Annotated in this window: 20 protein-coding genes; 13 read left to right on the top strand and 7 right to left on the bottom strand. The window is 60.0% G+C overall.

Translation table 11 applies throughout. The features are described 5' to 3' along the window. Window positions 1-296: 296 nt before the first annotated feature. The 7 genes from AC007G_RS02330 to AC007G_RS02300 are packed head-to-tail and all read left to right on the top strand — an operon-like array spanning window position 297 to window position 8,347. Window positions 297-1,961 (top strand): ABC transporter substrate-binding protein, encoded by a 1,665-nt coding sequence (locus tag AC007G_RS02330; protein WP_032696449.1) that lies wholly within the window; start codon window positions 297-299, stop codon window positions 1,959-1,961. A 17-nt stretch (window positions 1,962-1,978) separates the two neighbouring features. Then, on the top strand, window positions 1,979-2,932 hold the full coding sequence (locus tag AC007G_RS02325; protein WP_004859222.1) for an ABC transporter permease: 954 nt from the start codon (window positions 1,979-1,981) through the stop codon (window positions 2,930-2,932). Window positions 2,933-2,934: 2 nt separating this feature from the next. After that, window positions 2,935-3,828, top strand: a complete 894-nt coding sequence (locus tag AC007G_RS02320) for an ABC transporter permease (RefSeq protein ID WP_032689017.1) — start codon at window positions 2,935-2,937, stop codon at window positions 3,826-3,828. A 2-nt stretch (window positions 3,829-3,830) separates the two neighbouring features. Next, entirely contained in the window at window positions 3,831-4,874 is a 1,044-nt protein-coding gene (locus AC007G_RS02315; protein WP_032689015.1) for an ABC transporter ATP-binding protein, read from the top strand. Next, entirely contained in the window at window positions 4,864-5,874 is a 1,011-nt protein-coding gene (locus AC007G_RS02310) for an ABC transporter ATP-binding protein (protein ID WP_142630196.1), read from the top strand. The genes AC007G_RS02315 and AC007G_RS02310 overlap by 11 nt, the downstream gene beginning before the upstream one ends. A 30-nt stretch (window positions 5,875-5,904) precedes the next feature. Then, entirely contained in the window at window positions 5,905-7,089 is a 1,185-nt protein-coding gene (locus AC007G_RS02305; RefSeq protein ID WP_032689012.1) for an amidase, read from the top strand. Next, window positions 7,079-8,347 (top strand): Zn-dependent hydrolase, encoded by a 1,269-nt coding sequence (locus tag AC007G_RS02300; protein ID WP_142630194.1) that lies wholly within the window; start codon window positions 7,079-7,081, stop codon window positions 8,345-8,347. The genes AC007G_RS02305 and AC007G_RS02300 overlap by 11 nt, the downstream gene beginning before the upstream one ends. Before the next feature lie 142 nt (window positions 8,348-8,489). Here the strand turns inward: AC007G_RS02300 and pdxR are convergent, their stop codons facing one another. Further along, window positions 8,490-9,956: a MocR-like pyridoxine biosynthesis transcription factor PdxR gene (gene pdxR / locus AC007G_RS02295; protein ID WP_142630192.1), complete on the bottom strand. Its 1,467-nt coding sequence runs from the start codon at window positions 9,954-9,956 to the stop codon at window positions 8,490-8,492. Window positions 9,957-10,188: 232 nt separating this feature from the next. Between pdxR and AC007G_RS02290 the strand changes: the two genes are divergently transcribed. From AC007G_RS02290 to AC007G_RS02275, 4 genes are read left to right on the top strand one after another with little or no spacing between them, the layout of a single operon-like run. Next, complete coding sequence (locus AC007G_RS02290) at window positions 10,189-11,040, top strand: transporter substrate-binding domain-containing protein (protein ID WP_032689009.1); 852 nt, start codon at window positions 10,189-10,191, stop codon at window positions 11,038-11,040. Window positions 11,041-11,088: 48 nt separating this feature from the next. Beyond that, complete coding sequence (locus tag AC007G_RS02285) at window positions 11,089-11,730, top strand: amino acid ABC transporter permease (protein ID WP_032689008.1); 642 nt, start codon at window positions 11,089-11,091, stop codon at window positions 11,728-11,730. Window positions 11,731-11,744: 14 nt separating this feature from the next. Further along, a complete protein-coding gene (locus tag AC007G_RS02280; protein ID WP_032689007.1) occupies window positions 11,745-12,410 on the top strand; it encodes an amino acid ABC transporter permease in 666 nt (221 codons plus the stop codon). After that, a complete protein-coding gene (locus tag AC007G_RS02275) occupies window positions 12,403-13,164 on the top strand; it encodes an amino acid ABC transporter ATP-binding protein (RefSeq protein WP_032689006.1) in 762 nt (253 codons plus the stop codon). The genes AC007G_RS02280 and AC007G_RS02275 overlap by 8 nt, the downstream gene beginning before the upstream one ends. 516 nt (window positions 13,165-13,680) lie before the next feature. On the opposite strand, the gene AC007G_RS02270 is transcribed toward AC007G_RS02275, so the two are convergent. Further along, entirely contained in the window at window positions 13,681-14,445 is a 765-nt protein-coding gene (locus AC007G_RS02270; protein WP_004859254.1) for an SDR family NAD(P)-dependent oxidoreductase, read from the bottom strand. A 180-nt stretch (window positions 14,446-14,625) separates the two neighbouring features. Between AC007G_RS02270 and AC007G_RS02265 the strand changes: the two genes are divergently transcribed. Continuing rightward, window positions 14,626-15,963 carry an aspartate aminotransferase family protein gene (locus tag AC007G_RS02265; RefSeq protein WP_032689004.1) on the top strand — a complete coding sequence of 446 codons (1,338 nt, stop codon included), beginning with the start codon at window positions 14,626-14,628 and terminating at the stop codon, window positions 15,961-15,963. A 286-nt stretch (window positions 15,964-16,249) separates the two neighbouring features. On the opposite strand, the gene AC007G_RS02260 is transcribed toward AC007G_RS02265, so the two are convergent. The 5 genes from AC007G_RS02260 to AC007G_RS02240 all read right to left on the bottom strand — a co-directional run bounded on the left by AC007G_RS02260 (window position 16,250) and on the right by AC007G_RS02240 (window position 21,286). Further along, window positions 16,250-16,954 carry an ABC transporter ATP-binding protein gene (locus tag AC007G_RS02260; RefSeq protein WP_046852972.1) on the bottom strand — a complete coding sequence of 235 codons (705 nt, stop codon included), beginning with the start codon at window positions 16,952-16,954 and terminating at the stop codon, window positions 16,250-16,252. Then, window positions 16,941-17,777 carry an ABC transporter ATP-binding protein gene (locus AC007G_RS02255; protein WP_064793148.1) on the bottom strand — a complete coding sequence of 279 codons (837 nt, stop codon included), beginning with the start codon at window positions 17,775-17,777 and terminating at the stop codon, window positions 16,941-16,943. Before AC007G_RS02255 ends, AC007G_RS02260 begins: the two co-directional genes overlap by 14 nt. Next, on the bottom strand, window positions 17,770-18,603 hold the full coding sequence (locus AC007G_RS02250; RefSeq protein ID WP_032688988.1) for an ABC transporter permease: 834 nt from the start codon (window positions 18,601-18,603) through the stop codon (window positions 17,770-17,772). Before AC007G_RS02250 ends, AC007G_RS02255 begins: the two co-directional genes overlap by 8 nt. Next, window positions 18,603-19,616: an ABC transporter permease gene (locus AC007G_RS02245; RefSeq protein WP_004859271.1), complete on the bottom strand. Its 1,014-nt coding sequence runs from the start codon at window positions 19,614-19,616 to the stop codon at window positions 18,603-18,605. The genes AC007G_RS02250 and AC007G_RS02245 overlap by 1 nt, the downstream gene beginning before the upstream one ends. A gap of 101 nt (window positions 19,617-19,717) precedes the next feature. Beyond that, window positions 19,718-21,286 carry an ABC transporter substrate-binding protein gene (locus tag AC007G_RS02240; RefSeq protein ID WP_032688987.1) on the bottom strand — a complete coding sequence of 523 codons (1,569 nt, stop codon included), beginning with the start codon at window positions 21,284-21,286 and terminating at the stop codon, window positions 19,718-19,720. Between the two features lie 212 nt (window positions 21,287-21,498). Here AC007G_RS02240 and AC007G_RS02235 point away from each other — a divergent pair, with 212 nt between their 5' ends. Next, on the top strand, window positions 21,499-22,194 hold the full coding sequence (locus AC007G_RS02235; RefSeq protein ID WP_032688986.1) for a GNAT family N-acetyltransferase: 696 nt from the start codon (window positions 21,499-21,501) through the stop codon (window positions 22,192-22,194). The last annotated feature ends 247 nt before the right edge of the window (window positions 22,195-22,441 follow it).

The following is a 22,441-nucleotide window of genomic DNA, read 5'->3' as shown; positions in this document are numbered from 1 at the left end:
TGGGTTCGCTGCGGGCTGATAACCGCGCGGAAATGATGAATTTATTTTATAAAACGTGAGGCTAAGTGATTATCCGGCTTCGCCCGTGCGGCAATAAACAGGCTGGTGCAATTGTGCAACCACTTTCACTCTGGTGGTGCGTAAAGATAAGAGTTGTTTATTTTTTCAATTAAAATCATTTGGATATAATAGGTTGCTCTTATTTTATAAGCGCTTTCATACTTATTTTTCGCACTGATAAACTGGTATGCATCTTGCCTGTTAAATAACGACTTTTATTTAACAGGGACAATGTGATGCTAAATAACACCGTACTTTTGCGCAAACGTCATCTTGCCGTTGCTGTCAGCGGCGCGCTGGCGCTCTTTGCCTCCCTGCAGTCCAGTGCCTCTACTCTGCGGATCGCCATGACCGCCGCCGATATCCCCCTGACGCTTGGGCAGCCCGATCAAGGATATGAAGGCAACCGCTTCACCGGTATCCCGCTGTACGATGCCCTGGTCGAGTGGGATCTTTCGCAGGGCGAAAAGCCCAGTGGCCTGGTTCCGGGTCTGGCGACGGAGTGGCACGTTGACCCGCAGAATCAAAGTCGCTGGATTTTTACCCTGCGACCCGGCGTGAAGTTTCATGATGGCAGCGAGGTGAACGCCGACGCTATCGTCTGGAACGTCGATAAGGTGCTGAACAAAGCTGCGCCGCAATATGCGCCGGGGCAGATTGGCAACACGCTGTCCCGTATGCCGACGCTGATCGGCGCGGAAAAAATCGATCAATATACGGTCGCGCTGACCACCTCCGAGCCGGATGCGCTGCTGCCGTACAACATCACCAACCTGTTTATTGTCTCGCCGACGGCCTGGCAAAAACAGTATGACGCGGTGCCGGCCAGCATCGGCGATGCGGCGGCCCGCAGCAAGCAGGCGTGGACGGCGTTCGCCGCTCAGGCGGTGGGCAGCGGTCCCTTTAAAATGGAAAAACTGGTTCCGCGCCAGCAGCTGATTCTCGATAAAAACCCGGATTACTGGAATAAAGCGCGCATTCCGCGGGTCGATAAAGTGGTGCTGATCCCGCTGCCGGAGGCCAATGCTCGTACCGCCGCGCTGCTGTCAAAACAGGTGGACTGGATTGAAGCCCCGGCGCCGGATTCGGTCGATCAGATTAAAGCCCAGGGGTTTAAAATCTACGCCAACACCCAGCCGCACCTGTGGCCGTGGCAGTTCTCCTTTGCAGAAGGCTCGCCGTGGAAAGATATTCGCGTGCGCAAAGCCGCCAACCTGTGCCTTAACCGCGCCGAACTCAAAAGCTATCTCGGCGGCTACATGACCGAAGCGACCGGTGTCTATGAAGCCGACAGTCCGTGGCACGGCAAACCCACTTTCCAGATCAAATACGACCCGGACAGCGCCCGTAAACTGATGACCGAGGCCGGATTTAGCGCCGCAAAACCGCTGCACGTCACGGTGGCGACTTCCGCTTCCGGCTCCGGGCAGATGCAGCCGCTGCCGATGAATGAATATATCCAGCAGAGCCTGAAAAGCTGCTTCTTCAATGTCGATATCAAAGTGACGGAATGGAACACCCTGTTTACCAACTGGCGTCTGGGGGCAAAAGATCCCTCGGCGAAGGGGATCGATGCGATCAACGTCAGCGCCGCGGTCAACGATCCTTACTTCGGCCTGATCCGCTTCTCGACCGCCAAAGCTTTCCCGCCGGTCGCCACCAACTGGGGCTACTTCTCGACGCCGGAGACGGAAAAACTGGCGACGGCGGTGAAGCATGCCTTTACCCCGGCGGAGATGGATAAAGCCGCCGGAGAGCTGCACGCGGCGCTGGTGGATCAGGTGCCGTTCCTGTTTGTCGCCCATGACGTCGGGCCGCGCGCCATATCGCCTGCGGTGACCGGGGTGGTCCAGCCACAAAGCTGGTTTATCGATCTCAGCCTGGTGAGTAAGAAAGAGTAACCGCACAGGGGGAACAGATGATCAATACGCTGCTATACCGCATTCTGCTGGCCATTCCGACGATGCTCGGCGTGGCGTTGATCTGTTTTATGCTGGTGCAGATCGCCCCGGGCGACCCGCTGGTCTCGGTGATGCCGCCGGATGCCTCCGAGGCGCTGCGCCAGACATTAATGCAGGCCTATGGCTTTGATAAACCGCTGCCGCTGCAGTTCGTGCACTGGCTATGGCGGGCGCTGCATGGGGATTTAGGCATGTCGGTGGCGACGGGCCGGCCGGTGCTGGGCGAAGTGCTGACGGCGGTCAGCTATTCGCTGCGTCTGGCGCTGCTGGCAACCATTATCGGCTTTGTGCTGGGCAGCCTGTTTGGTTTTGTCGCCGGCTATTTTCGTAACAGCATCGTTGACCGCCTGGCGTCACTGCTGTCGGTTTTCGGCGTCAGCGTGCCGCATTACTGGCTGGGAATGCTGCTGGTCATCGTCTTCAGCGTCAAATTCTCCCTGCTGCCGGCCACCGGCGGCGGACCGATTGGCGAGATTGGCTGGCAGTGGGACCGGGAGCATCTGCAGTTCATGCTGCTGCCGGCGATTACGCTGTCGGTGATCCCGACCGGGATTATCGCCCGCACCGTGCGTTCGCAGGTGGCGGACATTCTTAGTCAGGAGTTTATCGTCGGCCTGCGCGCCCGCGGGCTGAACGAATCGCGCATCTTCCTCCACGTGGTGAAAAACGCCGCGCCGACCGCGCTGGCGGTGATGGGGCTGCAGGTGGGGTATTTGATGGGCGGCTCGATTCTCGTTGAAACGGTCTTCTCCTGGCCGGGGACCGGTCTGCTGCTGAATACGGCGATTTTCCAGCGCGACCTGCCGTTGCTACAGGGAACTATCTGGGTGCTGGCGCTGTTCTTTGTGCTGCTCAATCTGCTGGTGGATATTCTGCAAACCACCCTCGATCCGCGAATTAAGAGGAGCTGACTATGGTGGATACCGCGACGACGAAAATGGCGCCGGTTTCTCCGGTTCTGGCTGCCCGGCAGGGCTACTGGCGCGGCGTGTTTCGCCGCCTGCTGCGCGATCCCGGCGGCCTGATCGTCGGCGCCATCATTTTGCTGCTGCTGGCGCTGGCGCTGTTTGGCCCGTGGCTGATAGTCAAAGACCCTTATCAGACCTCGATGTTTTTACGCCTTAAACCTATCGGCAGCGACGGCTTTGTACTGGGTTCTGATGAACTCGGCCGCGATATGCTGTCGCGCCTGATTCTCGGCGCCCGGCTGTCGCTGTTTATGGGCATTGTTCCGGTGGTGTTCGCCTTTTTCATCGGCGGCGCCATCGGCATTATCGCCGGCTATACGGGGGGGAAAACCAATACCCTGATTATGCGCACCGTCGACGTGTTTTACGCTTTCCCTTCAGTGCTGCTGGCGATTGCGCTCTCCGGCGCGCTGGGGGCGGGGATTGGCAATGCGCTGCTGTCGCTGACGCTGGTGTTCGTGCCGCAGGTGGCGCGGATTGCGGAAAGCGTCACCGCCCAGGTCCGCCATATGGACTATATCGAGGCCGCCCGCGCTACCGGGGCCAGCGCCTTTACCATTATTCGCGTCCAGGTCCTCGGCAACGTGCTGGGGCCGATTTTTGTCTTCTCCACCGGCCTGATTTCGGTGTGCATGATCCTCGCCTCCGGCCTCTCTTTTCTTGGCCTGGGCGTGCGGCCGCCGGAGCCAGAATGGGGATTGATGCTCAACACCTTACGCACGGCCATCTACACCCAGCCGTGGGTGGCGGCCCTGCCGGGACTGATGATTTTTATCACCTCCATTTCGTTCAACATCCTCGCTGACCGCCTGCGCACGGCGATGGCGATTAAGGAGTAACGATGCAACCTTTTATCAATATCGACCTTGGCGGCCCGGCTCAGCCGCTGCTGAAGGTCAATCAGCTGTTGAAGTATTTTCGTGCCGGTGGCGCAAAAAGCCGTGAAGTGGTGCAGGCGGTGGATAACGTCAGCTTTACGGTGATGAAAGGTGAAACGCTGGGCGTGGTAGGGGAGTCCGGCTGCGGCAAATCGACGACGGCGCGCCTGCTGATGCAACTGCTTAATCAGGACAGCGGCGAGCTGATCTTTGATGGCCTGACGGTGGGCTCCTCGCGCCTGCCGATGAAAGAGTATCGTCGTCAGGTACAGATGGTGTTTCAGGATAGCTATGCTTCGCTCAATCCGCGTATGACGATGGAGGAGAGTATCGCTTTCGGCCAGCGCGTACACGGAGTGAGCGCCAAAGATGCCAGCGAATATGCGCGCTATCTGCTGGCCCACGTTGGCCTCGAACCCGAACGTTTTGCTCACCGTTATCCACATGCGCTCTCCGGCGGCCAGCGTCAGCGCGTCAACATCGCCCGCGCTCTGGCAATGAAGCCGCGGCTGGTGATTCTCGACGAGGCGGTGTCGGCGCTGGATAAATCGGTAGAAGCGCAGGTTCTGCAGCTGTTGCAGGAGCTCAAGCGCACCCTTGAGCTGACCTATGTGTTTATCAGCCACGATCTGCACGTGGTGCGCTGGTTGTCGGATCGCATTCTGGTGATGTATCTCGGCGAGGTGGTGGAAATTGGGCCGGCGGAACAGTTGTTTACCCGCTCCGCTCATCCTTATACCCGCGCATTGCTCAGCTCGATGCCATCGATGGACCCGCAAAACCGCACCCTGACCTCGCCACTGAACGGCGATCCGCCGAGCCCGATATCACCGCCTGCGGGCTGTCGGTTTCATACCCGCTGTCCGCACGCCAGAGCGGTGTGCTCCGAGGTGAAACCGAAGCTCGAAAGCGTCGGCGAGGGGCATCAAAGCGCCTGCCTGATGGCCCAACCGTCGTCGCCCTGGCATCAGAACATCGCCATTCAGGAGGTGAGTCATGTCGCATGAGGCTTTTGTCCATATTCGCGATCTGCGGGTGGAATTTCGCCGCGATGGCCAGACGGTGAATGCGGTTAACGGCGTCTCTTTTGATGTCCATAAAGGCGAAGTGATGGCGCTGATCGGTGAGTCGGGGTCCGGTAAAAGCGTCACGTTGAGGGCGCTGATGCGCCTGCATCCGCCAACAAGCAGCGTGCTCTCGGGGACGCTACGCGTCGGCGATGAGGAGGTGCTGAAGATGAGCGCTTCCCGGCTGCGGGCCTATCGCGGCGCCCGCTGCGCGATGATTTTCCAGGAGCCGCTGTTGGCGTTTGACCCGGTGTATACCGTCGGTCAGCAGATCGTCGAAGGACTGCGTCGCCATGAAGGACTATCGCGTCAGGCGGCAAAAGAACGGGCGCTGGAAGCGCTGCGCCAGGTGCGGATCCCCAGCCCGGAACGGCGGCTGGACGCCTATCCGCATGAGATGTCCGGCGGGATGCGTCAGCGGGCGATGATTGCCCTGGCGCTGTCGTGTAATCCCCAGCTGCTGCTGGCGGATGAACCGACGACCGCGCTGGACGCCACGGTGCAGATCCAGATTCTGATCCTGCTGCGCGAACAGCAAAAGCAGCGCGACCTGGCGATTATCTTTGTGACTCATGATATTGGCGCCGCGGTGGAGATAGCCGACCGGGTGGCGGTGATGTACGCCGGGCGGATCGTCGAAGAGGCCTCGATGACGGATATTTTGTCCCGTCCTCGCCATCCCTATACCCAGGTGCTGCTGGGCAGCCGTCCCAAAGACGGCTTAAAAAAAGGCGACGCGCTGCACTGCATTCCCGGTTCGCCGCCGGATCTTTCCCGCTTGCCGCCGGGCTGCGCGTTCGCCGACCGTTGCCCGCATGCGAGAGCCGTTTGTACGCAAACTCAACCCGTGATCGAACAGGTTGGCCAGCGTCATGTGGTGAGTTGTCATCGCTGGCGAGAACTGACGACGGCCGTCGAAAAGCCGGCGCTGTATGCCTGAACGGTCGGCCGAATAAAAGAGGTGATACGCATGCAGGATGATAATCACGCATTTATGCCTTACCCGCCGCAGCCGGTACCTCACGCGCTGAGCGGGCCGCTCAGCGGGATGACCTTTGCCGTCAAAGATCTGTTTGATGTTGCGGGCTATCCCACCGGCGGCGGTAACCCGCATTTACTGGCGCTCTCCGGCATTAAACGCCGCACTGCTCCGGTGGTGCAGCGCCTGCTGGATAACGGCGCACGTTTTATCGGTAAAACCCACACCAGCGAGCTGGCCTACTCGATGAGCGGCCACAATGTGCATTACGGGACGCCGCGCAACGGCGCCGCGCCGAACCATATTCCCGGCGGCTCGTCATCCGGGTCGGCGTCGGCGGTGTCGAACGGCGTGTGCGATTTTGCGCTGGGTACCGATACCGGCGGTTCGGTGCGTACCCCGGCAAGCTACTGCGGCTTGTTTGGTCTGCGCCCCACGCACGGGCGCATTTCGCTCGACGGCTGCCAGCCGCTGTGCGCCACGATGGACACCTGCGGTTTCTTCGCCCAAACGCCGGAGGTCTTTCGGGCGGTCGCTGATTGCCTGCTGGACGCGAAGCCTCCGGCAATTGCCGGCGTGGCGCTGGCGTGCCATGACACCCTCTTTTCCCGCCTGCCGTTGCGCAGCCAGCAGGCATTGTTGCCCGTTCGGCAGCGGCTTGAGCGCGCGTTTGGCGCCATCACGCCGCTGAATGCGCCGCTGCCGGACATCGATGAGATCTATCTCGCCTTCCGGCAGATTCAGGGATTCGAGGCCTGGCAGGCGCAGGGGGAGACGATAGAACGCTATGGCCTGCAGTTGGGACCGGATGTGCGTGAACGCTTCTTATGGGGAAAAGCGGTGACGCCGGCGCAGTATGAGGCCGCCTGCCAGCGGCGGGAGCACGTTACCCACTGGTGGGATGCGCTGTTGGGCGACGCGATACTGGTTCTGCCCACCGTGCCCGACGGCGCGCCGCTGTTGACGGCGCAGGCTGAGGAGATTGAGACCACCCGGCGCCTTTCCCACGATTTATTGTTGATTTCGGTGATGACCCGGCGCCCGCAGGTGACGCTGCCGGTCGCCCAGGCCGGCGGTCTGCCGCTGGGCATCTCTTTTTTAGGGCCGCGCGGCAGCGATCGTCTGCTGGTGGAGTTGGCCGTTGCCTTCGCGCAAGGAGACAAAAATGAGCAGTGAGGTTATTTTCACCCCGGTTGCCGAGGCAACGGGTTGGCGTATTAACGGTGAGCGGTTATGGGATTCATTGATGGCGCTGGCGGAAATCGGCGCGACGCCGAAAGGAGGCTGCTGTCGCCTGACGCTCACCGATCTCGACCGACAGGGACGAGATTTAGTCATCGGCTGGGCGCAAGCGGCGGGGATGAGCGTTACCGTTGATAAAATCGGTAACGTGTTTATGCGCCGGGAAGGGCGCAATCCGCTGCTGCCGCCGATTGTCTCCGGCAGCCATATCGATACTCAGCCTACCGGCGGGAAATTTGACGGCAACTACGGGGTGCTGGCGGCGCTGGAGGTCGTGCGTACGCTGAACGACCTCGATATTGAAACCGAAGCGCCGATTGAAGTGGTGTTCTGGACCAATGAAGAAGGTTCGCGTTTTGTGCCGGTGATGATGGGGTCCGGCGTTTTTGCCGGCGTATTCCCGCTGGAAACCATCTATGCCGCGCAGGATGCGCAGGGAAAAACGGTGGGCGAGGAGCTGGCGCGTATCGGCTATATCGGCAGCCAGACTCCCGGCGATCATCCGATCGGCGCCTACTTTGAAGCCCATATCGAGCAGGGACCGATCCTTGAAGATGAAGAGAAAATCATCGGCGTGGTGCAGGGCGTGCTGGGGATCCGCTGGTACGATTGCGTGGTGACGGGGCAGGAGTCACATGCCGGGCCGACGCCGATGCGTCTGCGTCAGGATGCCTTGCAGGTGGCGACGCGGATTATGCAGGAGGTGGTGGCGATTGCCGGGCGGAGCGAAGAGGGGCGCGGCACCGTCGGGATGGTGCAGGTCTATCCCAATAGTCGCAACGTGGTGCCGGGTGAGGTGACGTTCTCTATTGATATGCGCAATCTCAGCGACGCGGCAGTGGATGATATGGACCGCCAGCTGCGCGCCTTTATCGCGCGCGTGCAGCAGGAGAGCGGGCTGACGGTACAGTTGAAAGAGGTCAGCCACTATCCGGCGGCGCCGTTTCATCCCGATTGCCGGCAGGCCATTGCCGAGGCGGCGGCACAGCTTGGCTATCCATCGCGGGAGATTGTCTCCGGTGCCGGGCATGATGCGGTGTATATGAGCTATCTGGCGCCGACGGGAATGATCTTTATTCCCTGCAAAGACGGGATTAGCCATAACGAAATCGAATATGCCTCGCCGGAACACGTTGCTGCCGGCGCAAACGTGCTGCTGCAGGTCATGCTGCAATACGCGCAGGTGGCGTAACCCGGAGTCGGAATTCCCCGGCTGGCGCTACGCTTAGCCGGGCTACGGCGTTGTGCTGCCCCAGACCACGGACCGGTGGGGATGGTAGCCCGGATAAGGCGCAAGCGGCGCTACCCGGGGGAGGGCAGGCCATGGAGCCTGCCTATTCCAGCTGCGCCAGCTGGTGGCACAGCACTTCGACGCCGGGCGCAATCGCATCGGGATTGATGGCGTGAAAGCCCATGCGGAAAAAGTTTTCCGGCGGGGTGGCGTTGAGGAAATGGCGCGCGCCGGGTTCAATCAGCACCCCGGCATGGGCGGCACGCCAGGTCAGCTGCTGCGTATTGATCTGTTTCGGTGTCGACAGCCAGAAAGCATTGGCATGTTCGCTCCCGGGAATAATTCGGCACTCCGGCAGGTAGCGGTGCAGCGCATTATTCAGCCGCTCCCAGCGCTGGGCGGAGTCATAGTGGTAGCGGCGCAGGTGGGTTTCATAGTGCCCCTGGGCGAGAAAATGGGCCATCTGATACTGAATATTGGTGGGCGGGTGGCGGTAAATCAGCCGCCGCAGCGCGCGGGCTTCATCAATCAGGTCCGGGTCGGCCACCATAAATCCCAGCCGCAGGCCGGGAGAGAGCGCCTTCGACAGGCTGCTGACGTAAATCACCCGCCCGCTACGGTCGCTGGCTTTCAGTGCCGGTAGCGGGTTGAGGGTAAAGTTACTTTCCGAGTCGTAATCATCTTCAACGATCACCGCATCGTAGCGGGCCGCATGTTCCAGCAGCTGGCTGCGCCGCGCCTGGCTCATCGCCACCCCCGTCGGCACCTGGTGGCCGGGGGTGACGTAGTAGTAATCGCAGGGAGCATCGTCGAGCACGATCCCTTCTTCGTCCACCGGGTGCGGCACGATGTCGGCGTCTGCCAGCAGGAAGGTATTAATCGCTTCGCGGAAGCAGGGATTCTCCACGCCGACCCGGGTTCTGGACGACATCAGCAGGCGGGTGAGCAGGTAGAGCGCGTTCTGCGAGCCGAGCGTAATCAGGATCTCATCCGCTGCGGCGGCGATGCCGCGCTTGGGCAGCACCCGGGTGCGGATCTGCTCAATCAGCATCGGGACGTCCTGGTCGATATGATCGACGACCCAGGCCGGATCGCGCACGCCGCCGTGCAGCCAGTTGGCCGCCGAACGCCAGGTGGTCAGCGGGAACTGGCGGGTATCCGGCTGGCCATAGATAAACGGATAGCGATAGTTCATCCAGCCGGCGGGTTTCAGAATCGACTCCTGCTGGCTGGGGGTGATTTGCAGTCGTGCGCCCCAGCGTGGTGCAGTACGCTCGTCATCCGGTGCACCCTGCACGGCAACCGTCGCGGCGGAATGCTGATAGTCGGGATGCAGATAGTATCCGCTGCGCGGGCGGCTGATGAGATACCCTTCGCTGACCAGACTCTCAAAAACCAGCGCCGTGGTATTGCGCGACACCCGCAGCTGGCTGGCCAGCTGACGACAGGATGGCAGCGGCGTGTCGGCGGAAAAGATACCGCTCAAAATGGCGTTAACCAACGTCTCCCGCACCTGTTCCTGTAAACCGCGACGTTGGTCGAACTCGACGTGCAAAAGGTGACGGATCATGCGGGGCTCCTTAGGTGAATACTCTGTCTACCCTGCAGCAAATTCCATACCACCCTGAAAAAGTCTGACACACGGACGCAACGAAACTGGCTCTATCCGGAAAACAAAAACGCTCCCTACAGTAAAAACGCATTCATCAGTCGCGGAACGGAACTTCCGTCGGCACAAGTTTTGCAAAACCTTTTCATGTTCGGGAATGAACACGTCTGGCGAATTAATTAGGGGTGGATTGATGAACAAATCGTTGGCTTCAATGTGTCTGGGCGCCGTTATGGCACTGGCTTTCTCTTATCACGCAGCGGCAGCAGATCTCCCGGAAATTGAAAAATCCGGCACCCTGAAAGTCGCGACCGAAGATGATTACGCGCCGTTTAACTTTATGAGTAACGGCCAGGCCGATGGTTTTAACAAAGATATGCTGGAGGAGCTACGCAAGTATGCGAAATTCCACGTCGACCAGAGCATCTTGCCGTGGACCGGCCTGTTAGCGGCGGTCTCCACCGGCCAGTACGATATGGCGTTAACCGGCGCGGTGATCACCGATGACCGTCTGAAGGTCTTTGACTTCACGCCGCCATGGGCTTCGGCGCAACACTACTTCGTAAAACGCGCCGGGGATAATTCACTCGATACCATCGCCGACCTGAGCGGCAAAAAAGTGGGCGTCCAGGCGGGCAGCGCGCTGCTGGCGCGACTGCCTGAGCTGAAAGCAATGCTGGAAAAAACCGGCGGCAAGCTCGGGCCGGTGGTGGAGTATCCCTCTTACCCGGAAGCCTACGCCGACCTTGCCAATAAGCGCCTCGATTACGTGATTAACGTGGTGATTTCAGTCAACGACCTGGCGAAAGCCAAACCGAAGGTCTTTGCCAAAGGGCTGGCGGTGTCCGGTCCGGGCTATATGGCGTGGCCGATTCCGAAAAACTCCCCGCAGCTTTTGGCCTACATGACCAAGTTTATCAACCATATGCGTGAAACCGGCAAGCTTGCGGAGCTGCAGAAAAAATGGTTTGGCGAAACCTACGATAACCTCCCGACGGAAGCGATTACCAGCCCGGAACAGTTCCATAAACTGGCTGGTTTGTAACAGTTTGCGGCGGGTTACCGCCGCGTTTTTAATCCACAGGAGGGCCATATGGATGCAATTTCCTGGCAGTTATTGATTGAAGGCGCATGGACGACCCTCTGGATTTCGGCTATCGCTATCGCCTTTGGGGTGGTGATTGGCCTGCTGATCGCGCTGGTGAGGATGCTGCGTCTCCCGATTGTCGACCAGCTGCTGGTGGTCTATATCAGCCTGGCGCGCGCCACGCCGCTGGTGACGCTGGTGCTGTTTCTGTTTCTCTCGCTGCCCACGGTGGGGATTAATCTTGATAAAAACGTGGCGGCAATCGTGGCGCTGACCCTCAACACCTCGGCTTTTAACGCCGAAATCTGGCGCAATGCGTTTCGCACCTTCCCGCGCGAGCAGCGCGAGGCGGCAGAATCCGTGGGGATGCGCCGCTGGACCTATTTTCGCTACATCATGCTGCCGCAAATGTGGATCGAAAGCCTGCCGGCGCTGGTGAACGAAATGTCTTTCCTGATTAAAGGCAGCCCGGCGATTGCGGTGATCGGCGTGGTCGATTTGACCCGCGTGACCAACCGTATCTCATCCGTCACCTATGAGCCCCTGTCGCCGATTCTCGCGGCGGGTCTGCTTTATGTCGTGATCATCGGCATGCTGCTGAAGCTGCAGGGACTGGCGGAACGTAAAGCAAAACGCCTGGCACGATAACAACAGGAGGATCTATGAATCAGTGGGCCATTATCTGGTCAGCGCGCGACAGCTTTATTGCCGGCCTGATTGCCACTCTTGAGCTATTCATTGTGGCCGCCGTTGTGGGGTTAGCCATTGGCATTGTGCTGTGCTATTTGACCGAATATCAAAAGCGCTGGCTTAACCGCGTGATTATCGGTTTTGTCAGCCTGATGCGTGCAATTCCGTTCTTAATCCTCGCCTATCTGCTCTATTACGGCCTGCCGGAAGTGGGGATCAGTATGGACGCCTGGAGCGCAGGTCTGGTAGCGCTGATGATCTACCACGGCGCCTATTTCTTTGAAATCCTGCGCAGCCAGCGCCGGGTCTTCTCCGCCGGATATATCGAGGCCGCGGTGGCGCAGGGTTTTTCTCGCTACCAGATATACCGGCGGATTATTTTGCCGAATATCGTCTCATCGGCGCTGCCGCTGCTCGGCAACCAGCTGATTATTTGCCTGAAGGATACCGCTTTTCTCAGCATTATCACCGTTCAGGAAATTACCGCCGCGGCCAACAGCGTGCAGGCGACCTGGTTCATCCCGTTTAACGCTTTTATCGTCGCGATTGCACTCTACTGGGCGATCAGCATTTTGCTGGAGTTGCTGATTAAGCGACTGAGCGCCCTCGGAGCTAAAAGAGGAATGAGTCATGCCTGATACCACCGCAGTAAGCATTAAAAACGTCTCTAAACAGTTTGATAATATTGAAGTTCTGCGAGACATCAATCTGACCGTCGAAAAGGGGTCGGTGGTCAGTATCCTGGGGTCGTCAGGTTCCGGTAAATCGACGCTGCTGCGCTGCATGAACTGGCTGGAACAGCCGGACCGCGGGGAGATTCATATCGGCGGCCAGCGGCTGGGGATTGATGAACAGAACGGCAAAGCCATGTCCCACCGCCAGCTGTCGAAGATTCGTGAGCGGGTGGGGATGGTGTTCCAGAGTTTTAACCTGTGGCCGCACCTGACCGTGCAGCAGAATGTCAGCGAAGCGCTGCTCCACGTCAAAGGGATGAAGCGCGATGCAGCCTCTGCAATAGCCATACAGCAGCTGGAAAAGGTCGGGATGGCGCACAAGGCCGACGCCTGGCCGATTACCCTCTCCGGCGGGCAGAAGCAGCGGGTGGCGATAGCCCGTTCGCTGGCGATGTCGCCGGAGGTGATTCTGTTTGATGAGCCGACGTCGGCGCTGGATCCCGAGCTGGTCAACGAAGTGTTGGGAGTGATGAAGGCGCTGGCGGCGGAGGGCTACACCATGGTGGTGGTGACTCATGAGATGGACTTTGCCCGCCAGGTATCGGATGAAGTGGTGTTTCTCGAAAAAGGGTTGTTGATTGAGAAAGCGCCGCCGGAGAAATTTTTCACCAACCCCGACTCTGAACGCGTACGCCAGTTTCTGCAGAGCCGCCGCTAATAAGAGGGGCCCGCTCGCCTGCGGCCGCTCTCCCCGGTGGCGCTGCGCTTACCGGGGCTACGTGGGGCGTGGGATCGGATAGACCGCATAACTCGCTGGTGCCGCTAGCCGGGAAAATCCCCCGCTGGTGCTGCGACCCGGGGAGATGTTCCGGCAGCAAGGTACATGGTTCCGTTCGTCATCAATCGGCAAAACAGGTTTGTGGCACATCAACGGAAACAGGGGGAGTCCTCTTTACAATCCCCGCTTGCGCGCAAAGAAATCGGCCGCCCGGCGCTCAGCCTGCGGTCGGCATCAACTCGATGCTACTGGTCTCGTCCCTGGCGTCCAGCCCCTGCTTTACGACCTCCGTTTCGCCGATTTCAGCGGATACCAGAGCATCGCTTAAGTCTTGTTGTTGCCGAATGACTACAGCTGCCGTCAGCGCTTTTCCCTGGCCGCAGACGGCTGGAAACAGGTAGCCCCGGTAAGCGCAGCGCCACCGGGGAGGGGGAGATAAATCGCGTTGGTCTACAATCAATCCCGGTCAATCGCGAACGGCTGCCAGGCCTGGCGCACCGGCATCACTTCTACGCGGTTGATATTCATATGATCCGGCAGGGTGGCGATGTAGAACATCTGCCCGGCGATATCCTGCGCGCTCAGAGGGGTGGTGCCGCGATACAGATTATCGGATGCCGCCTGGTCGCCTTTAGTGCGCACGAGAGTGAATTCGGTCTCGGCAATGCCCGGCGCCAGATCGGTCACCCGCACCCCGGTACCGAGTAGATCGCAGCGCAGGTTGTAGCTGAACTGCTTCACAAATGCTTTGCTGGCACCGTAGACGTGGCTGCCTGGATAGGGCCACTGACCGGCAATGGAACCGACATTGATGATACTGGCGCCGGCGCCGTGCTGAATGAGTGTCGGCAGCAGCGCGTGGGTGACGTTAACCAGACCGGTAACGTTGGTGTCGATCATCGTTTTCCAGTCCTGCAGGTCCACCTTCTGCGCCGGCTGCGGCGCCAGCGCCAGCCCGGCGTTGTTAATCAGCGTTTTGATATCGGCAAAGGCGGCAGGCAGCTCTGCCACCGCGGCGGCAACGGCCTCGCTGTCACGCACGTCCAGCTCGATAATATGTACCGGCACCAGCAGGCTCAGCCGGTCATACAATTTTTGCAGGCGCGCCAGGCGACGCCCGCTCAGCACCAGCGACCAGCCCGCCTCGGCAAACACCTGTGCCGCTGCCTCCCCAAAACCGGAGGTGGCCCCGGTAATAAATACTACGTTGTTGGTGGTCATTTCACTCTCCTGTGCGCATTGTTGTCCTCACTATAAAAACGCCGTGCACGACCACACAGGGCCAGTTGTCAGGTGGCGTTGTGACACGGTGTCACAACTTTTTCGACCGACTGGCTCTATCCCTTTTTCCGCCGGGCGACCAATGATGGGGGGAACAACAATGACATCAGAGGGCAGGGTATGAAGCTGGCAATACAGAACGATGTAACGGTAAGCAACGATGACGTTCGCCAACTGGATCGCGCTTATGTTTTCCATTCGTGGTCGGTACAGGGCAACATCAACCCGCTGGTGATTGCCGGGGCCAGGGGCTGTGAACTGTGGGATTATGAAGGCAAAACCTACCTTGATTTCAGCAGTCAGCTGGTTAACGTCAATATCGGCTATCAGCACCCGCGCGTGCTGGCGGCGATGAAAGCGCAGCTGGAGGAGCTGGTGACGATTGCGCCGGCGACCGCCAACCTCGCCCGCGGCGAAGCGGCGAAACGCATCGTCGAGCTGGCGCCGGAAGGCTTCAGCAAAGTGTTCTTTACCAATGCCGGAGCCGACGCCAACGAGAATGCCATTCGCATGGCGCGGCTGTACACCGGACGCGACAAGGTGCTGTCGGCCTATCGTTCATACCACGGCAATACCGGCAGCGCGATTGCCGCCACCGGCGACTGGCGCCGCGTACCGAATGAGTACTCCCGCGGCCACGTGCACTTTTTCAACCCCTACCTCTATCGCAGCGAATTTAATGCGGTGACGGAAGAGGAGGAGTGTCTGCGCGCGCTGGCGCATCTACGCAGAATCATTGAGTGTGAAGGCCCTGGCGCGATTGCCGCCATTCTGCTGGAGTCGATTCCCGGTACCGCGGGTATTCTGGTGCCGCCTGACGGCTATATGCAGGGCGTACGGGCGCTGGCCGATGAGTTTGGTATTGTGCTGATCCTCGATGAGGTGATGGCCGGGTTTGGCCGTACCGGCAGCTGGTTTGCCTTCGAGCAAGATGGCGTGGTGCCGGATCTGGTGACCTTTGCCAAAGGGGTTAACGCCGGGTATGTGCCTGCGGGCGGGGTGCTGATTAGCGATCCGATTGCCCGTTATTTTGACGACCATTTCTTTGCCGGTGGCCTGACCTACTCCGGCCATCCGCTGGCGATGGCGGCGATTGTGGCGACGATCGATGCCATGAAAGAGGAAAACATCGTCGAAAACGCGGCGCAGATGGGGAATCACGTCCTGCGTCCGGGGCTGGAGGCGCTGGCGGAAAAACATGCGATTATCGGTCATGTCCGCGGCCGTGGCCTGTTCCAGGCGCTGGAACTGGTCAGCGACCGCGAAGCTAAAACGCCGTTAACCGCGGCGGATATGGCGGCGATTAAGGGGGCGTTAACCGAAGCGGGTCTGCTGGCCTTTGTGGTGGAAAACCGCATTCACGTGGTGCCGCCATGCACCATCAGCGCTGAGCAGATTGCGAAAGGGCTGGCGATTTTTGACAGCGTATTCGCCCGCTTCGCCACTCTGGCGAAATAAACCAACCTTATTCCCGGCTGGCGGCGCCAGCGTCTTATGCGGGCTACCTGACCGCACGACCCCGTAGCCCCGGTAAGCGCAGCGCCAGCGGGGATTTTCCCGGCTGGCGGCGCCAGCGTCTTATGCGGGCTATCTGACCGCACGACCCCGTAGCCCCGGTAAGCGCAGCGCCACCGGGGATTTTCCCGGCTGGCGGCGCCAGCGCCTTATGCGGGCTACCTGACCGCACGACCCCGTAGCCCCGGTAAGCGCAGCGCCACCGGGGATTTTCCCGGTTGGCTGGCTATCACGCCATCCGGTGTTCGCCCTGTATCAGCGCTTCACGGTCGAAGAAGCGCTGAATTACCCCCTCGGCCATAAACGCCGCCCGATCCGACATATGCGCAATCACATCGGCATCATGGCTGACCAGCAGATAGGTCATACCGTGCTCCTGTTTCAATCGGTTCAACAGATTGAGAATTTCCGCCTGCACCGACATATCCAGCGCCGAGGTGGGCTCATCTAACAGCAGGAGCTGCGGGCGCAGCAGCAGCGCGCGCGCGATTGCCACCCGCTGACGCTGGCCGCCGGAAAGCTGATGCGGATAACGACGCGCGGCGTCGGCGGGGAGCCCCACCTGTTCCAGCGCGGTGTCGACCCGCTGCCGGATGGCGTCGAGACCGTGGATTTTCAGCGGTTCGGCCAGGGTACGCCACAGCGTATGGTTGGGGTGCAGAGAGGCATAGGGATCCTGAAACACCATCTGCACGTTGCGGCGCAGCTCGCCCTGAAAACGAACTCCGGGAGCTATCGCTGTGCCAAACAGCTGAACGCCGCCGCGCCACTCGCGCTGTAGCCCGGCGAGAACCCGCAAAATCGTCGATTTTCCGCAGCCGGAGGCGCCGATCAGACTGAAAGTTTCCCCGGCCTCAACGCTGAAACTGGCGGCGGAAACCGCCGTTTTTTCCGCAAAAATGACCTGTAATGCGTCGAGATTAACGACTGCCATGCGCCGCCTCCGTAAAGTCCTGGGTTCTGTCGAGAGTGGGCAGCATCTGGCCGTAGGTGCTCGCATCGGGACGACAGGTCCACAGCGTACGGGTGTAGGGATGCATGGCCTGAGGCAGCTCGCGGGCGGGCATCTCATCGACCTGCGCGCCCTGATACATCACCAGCACCCGGTGGCAATGCTCCGCCACCAGCGGCAGATCGTGGCTAATCAGCAGCATCGCCATTTGCCGCTGCTCGCACTGTTCCACCAGCAGTTCGAGGATCTGATTGCGCAGGCGGGAATCGAGCGCCGAGGTCGGCTCGTCGGCAATCAGCACCTTCGGGTTGTTCAACAGCGCAATGGCGATCATCACCCGTTGCCCCATCCCGCCGGAGAGTTCGCCGGGGTAGCGGCTGAGTATGGGTAAATCGAGACCGACAGCAGCAACGGCGGCTTTCACCGCTTCCAGTCGCGCGCGGCGGCTCAGGCGCTGATGCAGCGTTAATGCCTCTTCCAGCTGTGCCTGAATGTTCTGTACCGGATTCAGCGCATAGCGCGGATCCTGCAGCACCATGGCGATATCGTTGCCGCGCAGCGCGCGCCAGCGGCGTTCGTTGAGGGTCAGAAGATCGTGGCCCAGCACGTTCAGCGTTTCTGCGCTGACCACGCCCGGACGACGCACCAGCCCCATCAGCGCGCGGGCGGTCATCGATTTGCCGGAACCGGATTCGCCCACCAGCGCCAGCCGCTCGTTGCCGAGCGTAAAGTTGACGTTATTCACCACCCGGGCAGAGGGGTAATCGATGCATAGCCCTTGAACGGTGAGTCGGGTATCAGTCATGTTGCGGCTCCAGAACATCGCGCAGGCCGTCGCCCAGCAGGTTAAAGGCAAGGCTGGCTATCAGGATCACCGCTCCGGGCGCGGCGGCAATCCACCACTGATCGAAAATGACCTGCATTCCGTCGGCGATCATCGCGCCCCATTCCGCCATCGGCGGACGTGCGCCGAGGCCAAGGAAGCCCAGTCCGGCGGCGGCGAGAATAATACCGGCCAAATCCAGCGCCAGACGCACGATGGCGGAAGGCAGGCACAGCGGCAAAATATGGCCTATCAGCAGCCGCCAGCCGCGAATGCCCATCATCTCCGCCGCGGCCAGATAATCGCTATGACGCAGACGCTGAATTTCGCTCCGCGCCTGGCGAGCGTAGGCGGGCCAGGTGGTGAGCGCCAGCGCCAGCGCACCGTTGACCAGCCCAGGCCCCAGCATGGCGACAAAGGCAAAGGCGAGGATCAGGCGCGGCATTGACATCACCACGTCGGTAAACCGCATCAGAATACGCTCCAGCCAGCCGCCGTAATAGCCGGAAAGAATCCCCACCAGCAGGCCGGCGGGGAGCGTAATCAGAGTGACTAACGCCACCAGCCCCAGCGCCGGGCGCGCGCCGTAAATCAGGCGGGAGAGCAGGTCACGGCCATAGCTGTCGGTGCCGAGCCAGTGCCGGGCATCGGGGCTTTGCAGGCGAGCCGCCGCATCCTGCCAGTTGGGATCGAGCGGCGCCAGCCACGGCGCGAACAGCGCCACCAGCAGGAGCAGCGCGATAACGATCAGCCCGCAAAAGGCGGCGGGGGAGCGACGCAGACGACGCAAAAACAGATAAGCCGGCATCAGCGCACCCTCGGGTCGGTCAACCGCACCAGCAGGTCGGTGAGGTTATTAATGAAAACAAAGCTGGCGCCAATCAGCAGCGTACCGCCCATGATCGCCGTGGTATCCCCGGCAAACAGCGCGGTAGTCAGATAGCGGCCAATTCCCGGCCACGAGAAGACGGTTTCCGTCAACACCGCGCCTTCCAGCATCGAGGTCCAGGCCAGGGCGATGACCGTCAGCAGAGTGCCGCGAATGTTGGGGAGCACATGACGCAGCAGAATCGTCATTTCGCTGGCGCCTTTGGCGCGCGCCAGCAGGATGTACTCTTTGTTCATCTCGCTGAGGCAGGCGGAGCGGGTCAGGCGGGTGATGCTGGCCAGCGAATAGTATCCCAGCAGCAGCACCGGCAGCAGCAGATGGCCGATGGCGTTTTTGAAGGCCTCTTTATCGCCGGAGAGCCAGGTATCAATCAGCACGAAGCCGGTTCGCGGTTCGACGGTATATTGATAGATATCGTCCAGTCGCCCGGGGCCCGGCGTCCACTGCAATTTGGCATAGAACAGCGCCAGCATCAGCAGCCCGAGCCAGAAGATGGGAACCGAGTTGCCGATCAAGGTCAAGGTGCGTACCGCCAGATCCCACGGGGAACCGGCGTAGCGGGCGCACAGCACGCCGGCAATCACCCCGAACAGCGCCCCGACGATCAGCGCCAGGGTGGCCAGTTCGAGGGTGGCGGGAAAGGTAGCGAGCAGGTCGTGCAGCACCGGCTGGCCGGTGGAGCTGGCCGTGCCGAGGTCGCCGTGGGCAAGGTTAACCAGATAGTGCCAGAACTGCACCGGCAGCGGGCGATCGAGTCCGAGCTGGTGGCGAACCTGATCGTAGGTCGACTGGCTGGCATGATCGCCGACGATTTGTAGCACCCGATCGACAGGTGAAAACGCGGAGAGCGCGAACGTGACGAGCAAGAGCCCGAAGAGCGTGAGTAGCAGGGTAAGCAGCCCCTGAAGCACGCGCGTGGAAAGATGTGGCATGGGAAGTCTCTTCATGCCGGGGGGCGGCTTCACCTGACCCGGCCTACAAAAAACGAGAACCCGTGCCGGGTAAGCGTAACGCCACCCGGCAACAAGGGAAATTACTTGGTGACGTTATCGTACCAGACCATATCGGCGTTGAGGCCCTGCTGATAGCCTTTGACGTTATCGCGGACCACGATCTGCGTTTTCCCCTGATCAACAAACACATACGGCGAACTGCGCTGCAGCTCTTCCTGCATTTTTTTGTACAGATCGAGGCGTTTTGCCGGATCCGCTTCGGCGACCGCCGCCTGGGTTTCTTTATTCAGCTGCGGGATCTGCCAGCCGTTCAGACCGGCGACGGTGCTGGATTTGCCATCATTCCACGCGAAGGCGCTGGCGTTGGAGTGGGCGTCAAAATAGTCCGGGATCCACAGGCGAATAGCTGCCTGGTGCTGCCTGGCACGCACGCGGGCATACACCTGGCTGCCCGCTGCCGGCAGCAGGTCAATCTTCACGCCGCCCTGGGCAAAGCTGGCCTGCATCGACTGGGCGATAGTAATGAACGGCGGTTTGTTCTCGACATCAAGAGTGAAGTGCGCGTCCTTAATCCCCGCTTTGGCGAGAATCGCTTTGGCCTTTGCCGGGTCAAATTTGAACGGATTATTATCCAGCGCGCCCGGCAGACCAACCGGCAGGAAGCTCTGATGCACAAAATACTGGCCTTTAAGCAGATCTTTGGTGATCCCGTCGTAGTCCACCAGCCAGCGCGCGGCTTCCCACAGGGCCGGGTTTTTCAGCAGCGGGTTCGCGCTGTTGCCGGTGTTGAAGGCCAGGTAATTCTGCTCGGCGGAGGGAATGCTCAGCACGTTAACGCCGGGTTTCCCCTGCAGGGCGGCTATCTGATCGGCGCCGAGATCGCGGGCGATATCGGCATCACCCTGTTGAATCAGCAGGCGGCGAGAGGCCGGATCGGGGACGTTTTTAATAATGATGCTTTTCAGCTTCGGCGCACCGGTAGGCGAGCTGTCGTTGGCCTCCAGCACGATGGCCTGATGCGGTTGATAGACGCGCATTTTGAACGCGCCGCTGCCCGCGGAGTGCATTTTCAGCCAGCTGTTACCGAAATCGTTGTCTTTGACGTTCGGCGCCACCAGCTTTTCATCCACGATGGAGGCGATCGGCGTGGAGAGGATATTCAGCGCTACCGCCGGACTGACGTCAGCGGTCCAGTGCAGCTGCAGCGTATGATCATCGACCTTTTTCAGCTGGCTGGCGATGTTGTCCGGCTGCCAGCCGAGGACGTTGAGGATAAAAGCGGGGGACTTATTCAGCGTCACCGCGCGGGTATAGGAGAAAATAATATCTTCCGGACGCAGCGGATTGCCCGAGGCGAATTTGGCATCAGGCTTCAGCTTGATGGTCAAGGTTTTCGCCGCCGGGTCGGCCTGCCAGCTTTCAGCCAGAATCGGGGTGATTTTTTCAGGGTTGTCGCGATCTGGCTGAACCAGGCGCTGGTAGAGGCTTGGTACCGTCTGAATACTGGAAAGCTCATTGGCTTCTGCCGGGTCGAGGCTGACGATGTCGTCAAGGCCCTGGGCAACGACCAGGGTGGAGGGCGGCGTCGCGGCATGGACGGCGGCGGAGAGTGCGGTCAGCACCAGTAAAGACAGCAGTTTTTTGGTCATGTGCAATCCCTGAAAAAATGTTGTTTTGATTATTTATGCTTCGCTACGTTAGGCCGCTTCCCCGCAGTCGTAAAGTCAAAATACGGATAAGCTTATGCATAAAAAGAATAATTCATAGCGCTGGGTTATTAATGAAAAAAAGCGGCGGCGCGCTTTCTGTCCGCTGCGCTTCTTGATATAACAATTTCATTACAATTCAACGGGGTGCGGGCATGCCGGAAATCAATCAATATGGTCAGGTGGTGAATGATGTTGTCGCAGACTGGCAGGGGGCCAGGATCCTGAAACGCACGCCGTTAAGCGGGCGCTTTTGTCGGCTTGAGCCGCTGGAGGTGCAGCGCCATGCCGCCGATCTTTTCGCCGCCTACGCGTTGGGAGATGAGAGCGACTGGACATGGCTGGCCAGCACCTGCCCGGCAAGCGTGGAAGCGACGACCCACTGGGTGGCCGGTAAAGTCAACGATGATGCGCTGGTACCGTTTGCGGTTATCGATCTGCGGACCGAGCGGGCGGTTGGGTTGGTCAGCTATATGGCCATCGATCGGGCAATGGGGACCGTTGAAATCGGCCATGTTACCTGGTCGCGGAAGATGAAGAATACGCCGCTGGGTACGGAAGCAGTGTGGCTGTTGCTGAAAAACGCTTTCGAGCAGGGCTATCGCCGGCTGGAGTGGAAATGTGATTCGATGAATATCGCCTCACGGCGGGCGGCGGAGCGTCTGGGTTTTACCTGGGAAGGGTGTCTGCGGCAAAAAATGGTGCGCAAAGGACGCACCCGCGATAGCGACCAGCTGTCGATCATTGATAGCGAATGGCCGCAGCGTGATGCGGCGCTGCGCGCATGGCTGGCGGCGGAGAATTTTGATGGTGACGGGAGACAGGTGAAGCGGCTGGAGGATTTTCGCTAATTGCAGCCTGCTGACAAAGTGCGTGCATCCGGAATTATCTGCGTTGCTCGGTGATTTGCCCGGCGGCGCTTCGCTTGCGCGGGCCTACGGGACTGGTGCCGGTTTGCAGAGCGGGCCTACGGGACTGATGTCGGTTTGCAAACCGGATTCTACGGGATAGCTTCCGGTTTGCAGAGCGGGTTCTATGGGGCAGACTCGCTGTCGTAGGCCGGGCAAGGCGTCAGCCGCCGCCCGGCAGAGATGTCAG

It is taken from the genome of Klebsiella sp. CSG-1 (genome assembly GCF_056521145.1).
Note: the sequence above shows the minus strand (reverse complement) of the source record. Positions and strands in the feature narration are given on the sequence as shown.

Excerpts from the sequence above, each read along its gene's own strand:
- AC007G_RS02330 (WP_032696449.1), top strand. The coding sequence starts at position 297 with ATGCTAAATAACACCGTACTTTTGCGCAAACGTCATCTTGCCGTTGCT.
- AC007G_RS02325 (WP_004859222.1), top strand. The coding sequence starts at position 1,979 with ATGATCAATACGCTGCTATACCGCATTCTGCTGGCCATTCCGACGATG.
- AC007G_RS02320 (WP_032689017.1), top strand. The coding sequence starts at position 2,935 with ATGGTGGATACCGCGACGACGAAAATGGCGCCGGTTTCTCCGGTTCTG.
- AC007G_RS02315 (WP_032689015.1), top strand. The coding sequence starts at position 3,831 with ATGCAACCTTTTATCAATATCGACCTTGGCGGCCCGGCTCAGCCGCTG.
- AC007G_RS02310 (WP_142630196.1), top strand. The coding sequence starts at position 4,864 with ATGTCGCATGAGGCTTTTGTCCATATTCGCGATCTGCGGGTGGAATTT.
- AC007G_RS02305 (WP_032689012.1), top strand. The coding sequence starts at position 5,905 with ATGCAGGATGATAATCACGCATTTATGCCTTACCCGCCGCAGCCGGTA.
- AC007G_RS02300 (WP_142630194.1), top strand. The coding sequence starts at position 7,079 with ATGAGCAGTGAGGTTATTTTCACCCCGGTTGCCGAGGCAACGGGTTGG.
- pdxR (WP_142630192.1), bottom strand. The coding sequence starts at position 9,956 with ATGATCCGTCACCTTTTGCACGTCGAGTTCGACCAACGTCGCGGTTTA.
- AC007G_RS02290 (WP_032689009.1), top strand. The coding sequence starts at position 10,189 with ATGAACAAATCGTTGGCTTCAATGTGTCTGGGCGCCGTTATGGCACTG.
- AC007G_RS02285 (WP_032689008.1), top strand. The coding sequence starts at position 11,089 with ATGGATGCAATTTCCTGGCAGTTATTGATTGAAGGCGCATGGACGACC.
- AC007G_RS02280 (WP_032689007.1), top strand. The coding sequence starts at position 11,745 with ATGAATCAGTGGGCCATTATCTGGTCAGCGCGCGACAGCTTTATTGCC.
- AC007G_RS02275 (WP_032689006.1), top strand. The coding sequence starts at position 12,403 with ATGCCTGATACCACCGCAGTAAGCATTAAAAACGTCTCTAAACAGTTT.
- AC007G_RS02270 (WP_004859254.1), bottom strand. The coding sequence starts at position 14,445 with ATGACCACCAACAACGTAGTATTTATTACCGGGGCCACCTCCGGTTTT.
- AC007G_RS02265 (WP_032689004.1), top strand. The coding sequence starts at position 14,626 with ATGAAGCTGGCAATACAGAACGATGTAACGGTAAGCAACGATGACGTT.
- AC007G_RS02260 (WP_046852972.1), bottom strand. The coding sequence starts at position 16,954 with ATGGCAGTCGTTAATCTCGACGCATTACAGGTCATTTTTGCGGAAAAA.
- AC007G_RS02255 (WP_064793148.1), bottom strand. The coding sequence starts at position 17,777 with ATGACTGATACCCGACTCACCGTTCAAGGGCTATGCATCGATTACCCC.
- AC007G_RS02250 (WP_032688988.1), bottom strand. The coding sequence starts at position 18,603 with ATGCCGGCTTATCTGTTTTTGCGTCGTCTGCGTCGCTCCCCCGCCGCC.
- AC007G_RS02245 (WP_004859271.1), bottom strand. The coding sequence starts at position 19,616 with ATGCCACATCTTTCCACGCGCGTGCTTCAGGGGCTGCTTACCCTGCTA.
- AC007G_RS02240 (WP_032688987.1), bottom strand. The coding sequence starts at position 21,286 with ATGACCAAAAAACTGCTGTCTTTACTGGTGCTGACCGCACTCTCCGCC.
- AC007G_RS02235 (WP_032688986.1), top strand. The coding sequence starts at position 21,499 with ATGCCGGAAATCAATCAATATGGTCAGGTGGTGAATGATGTTGTCGCA.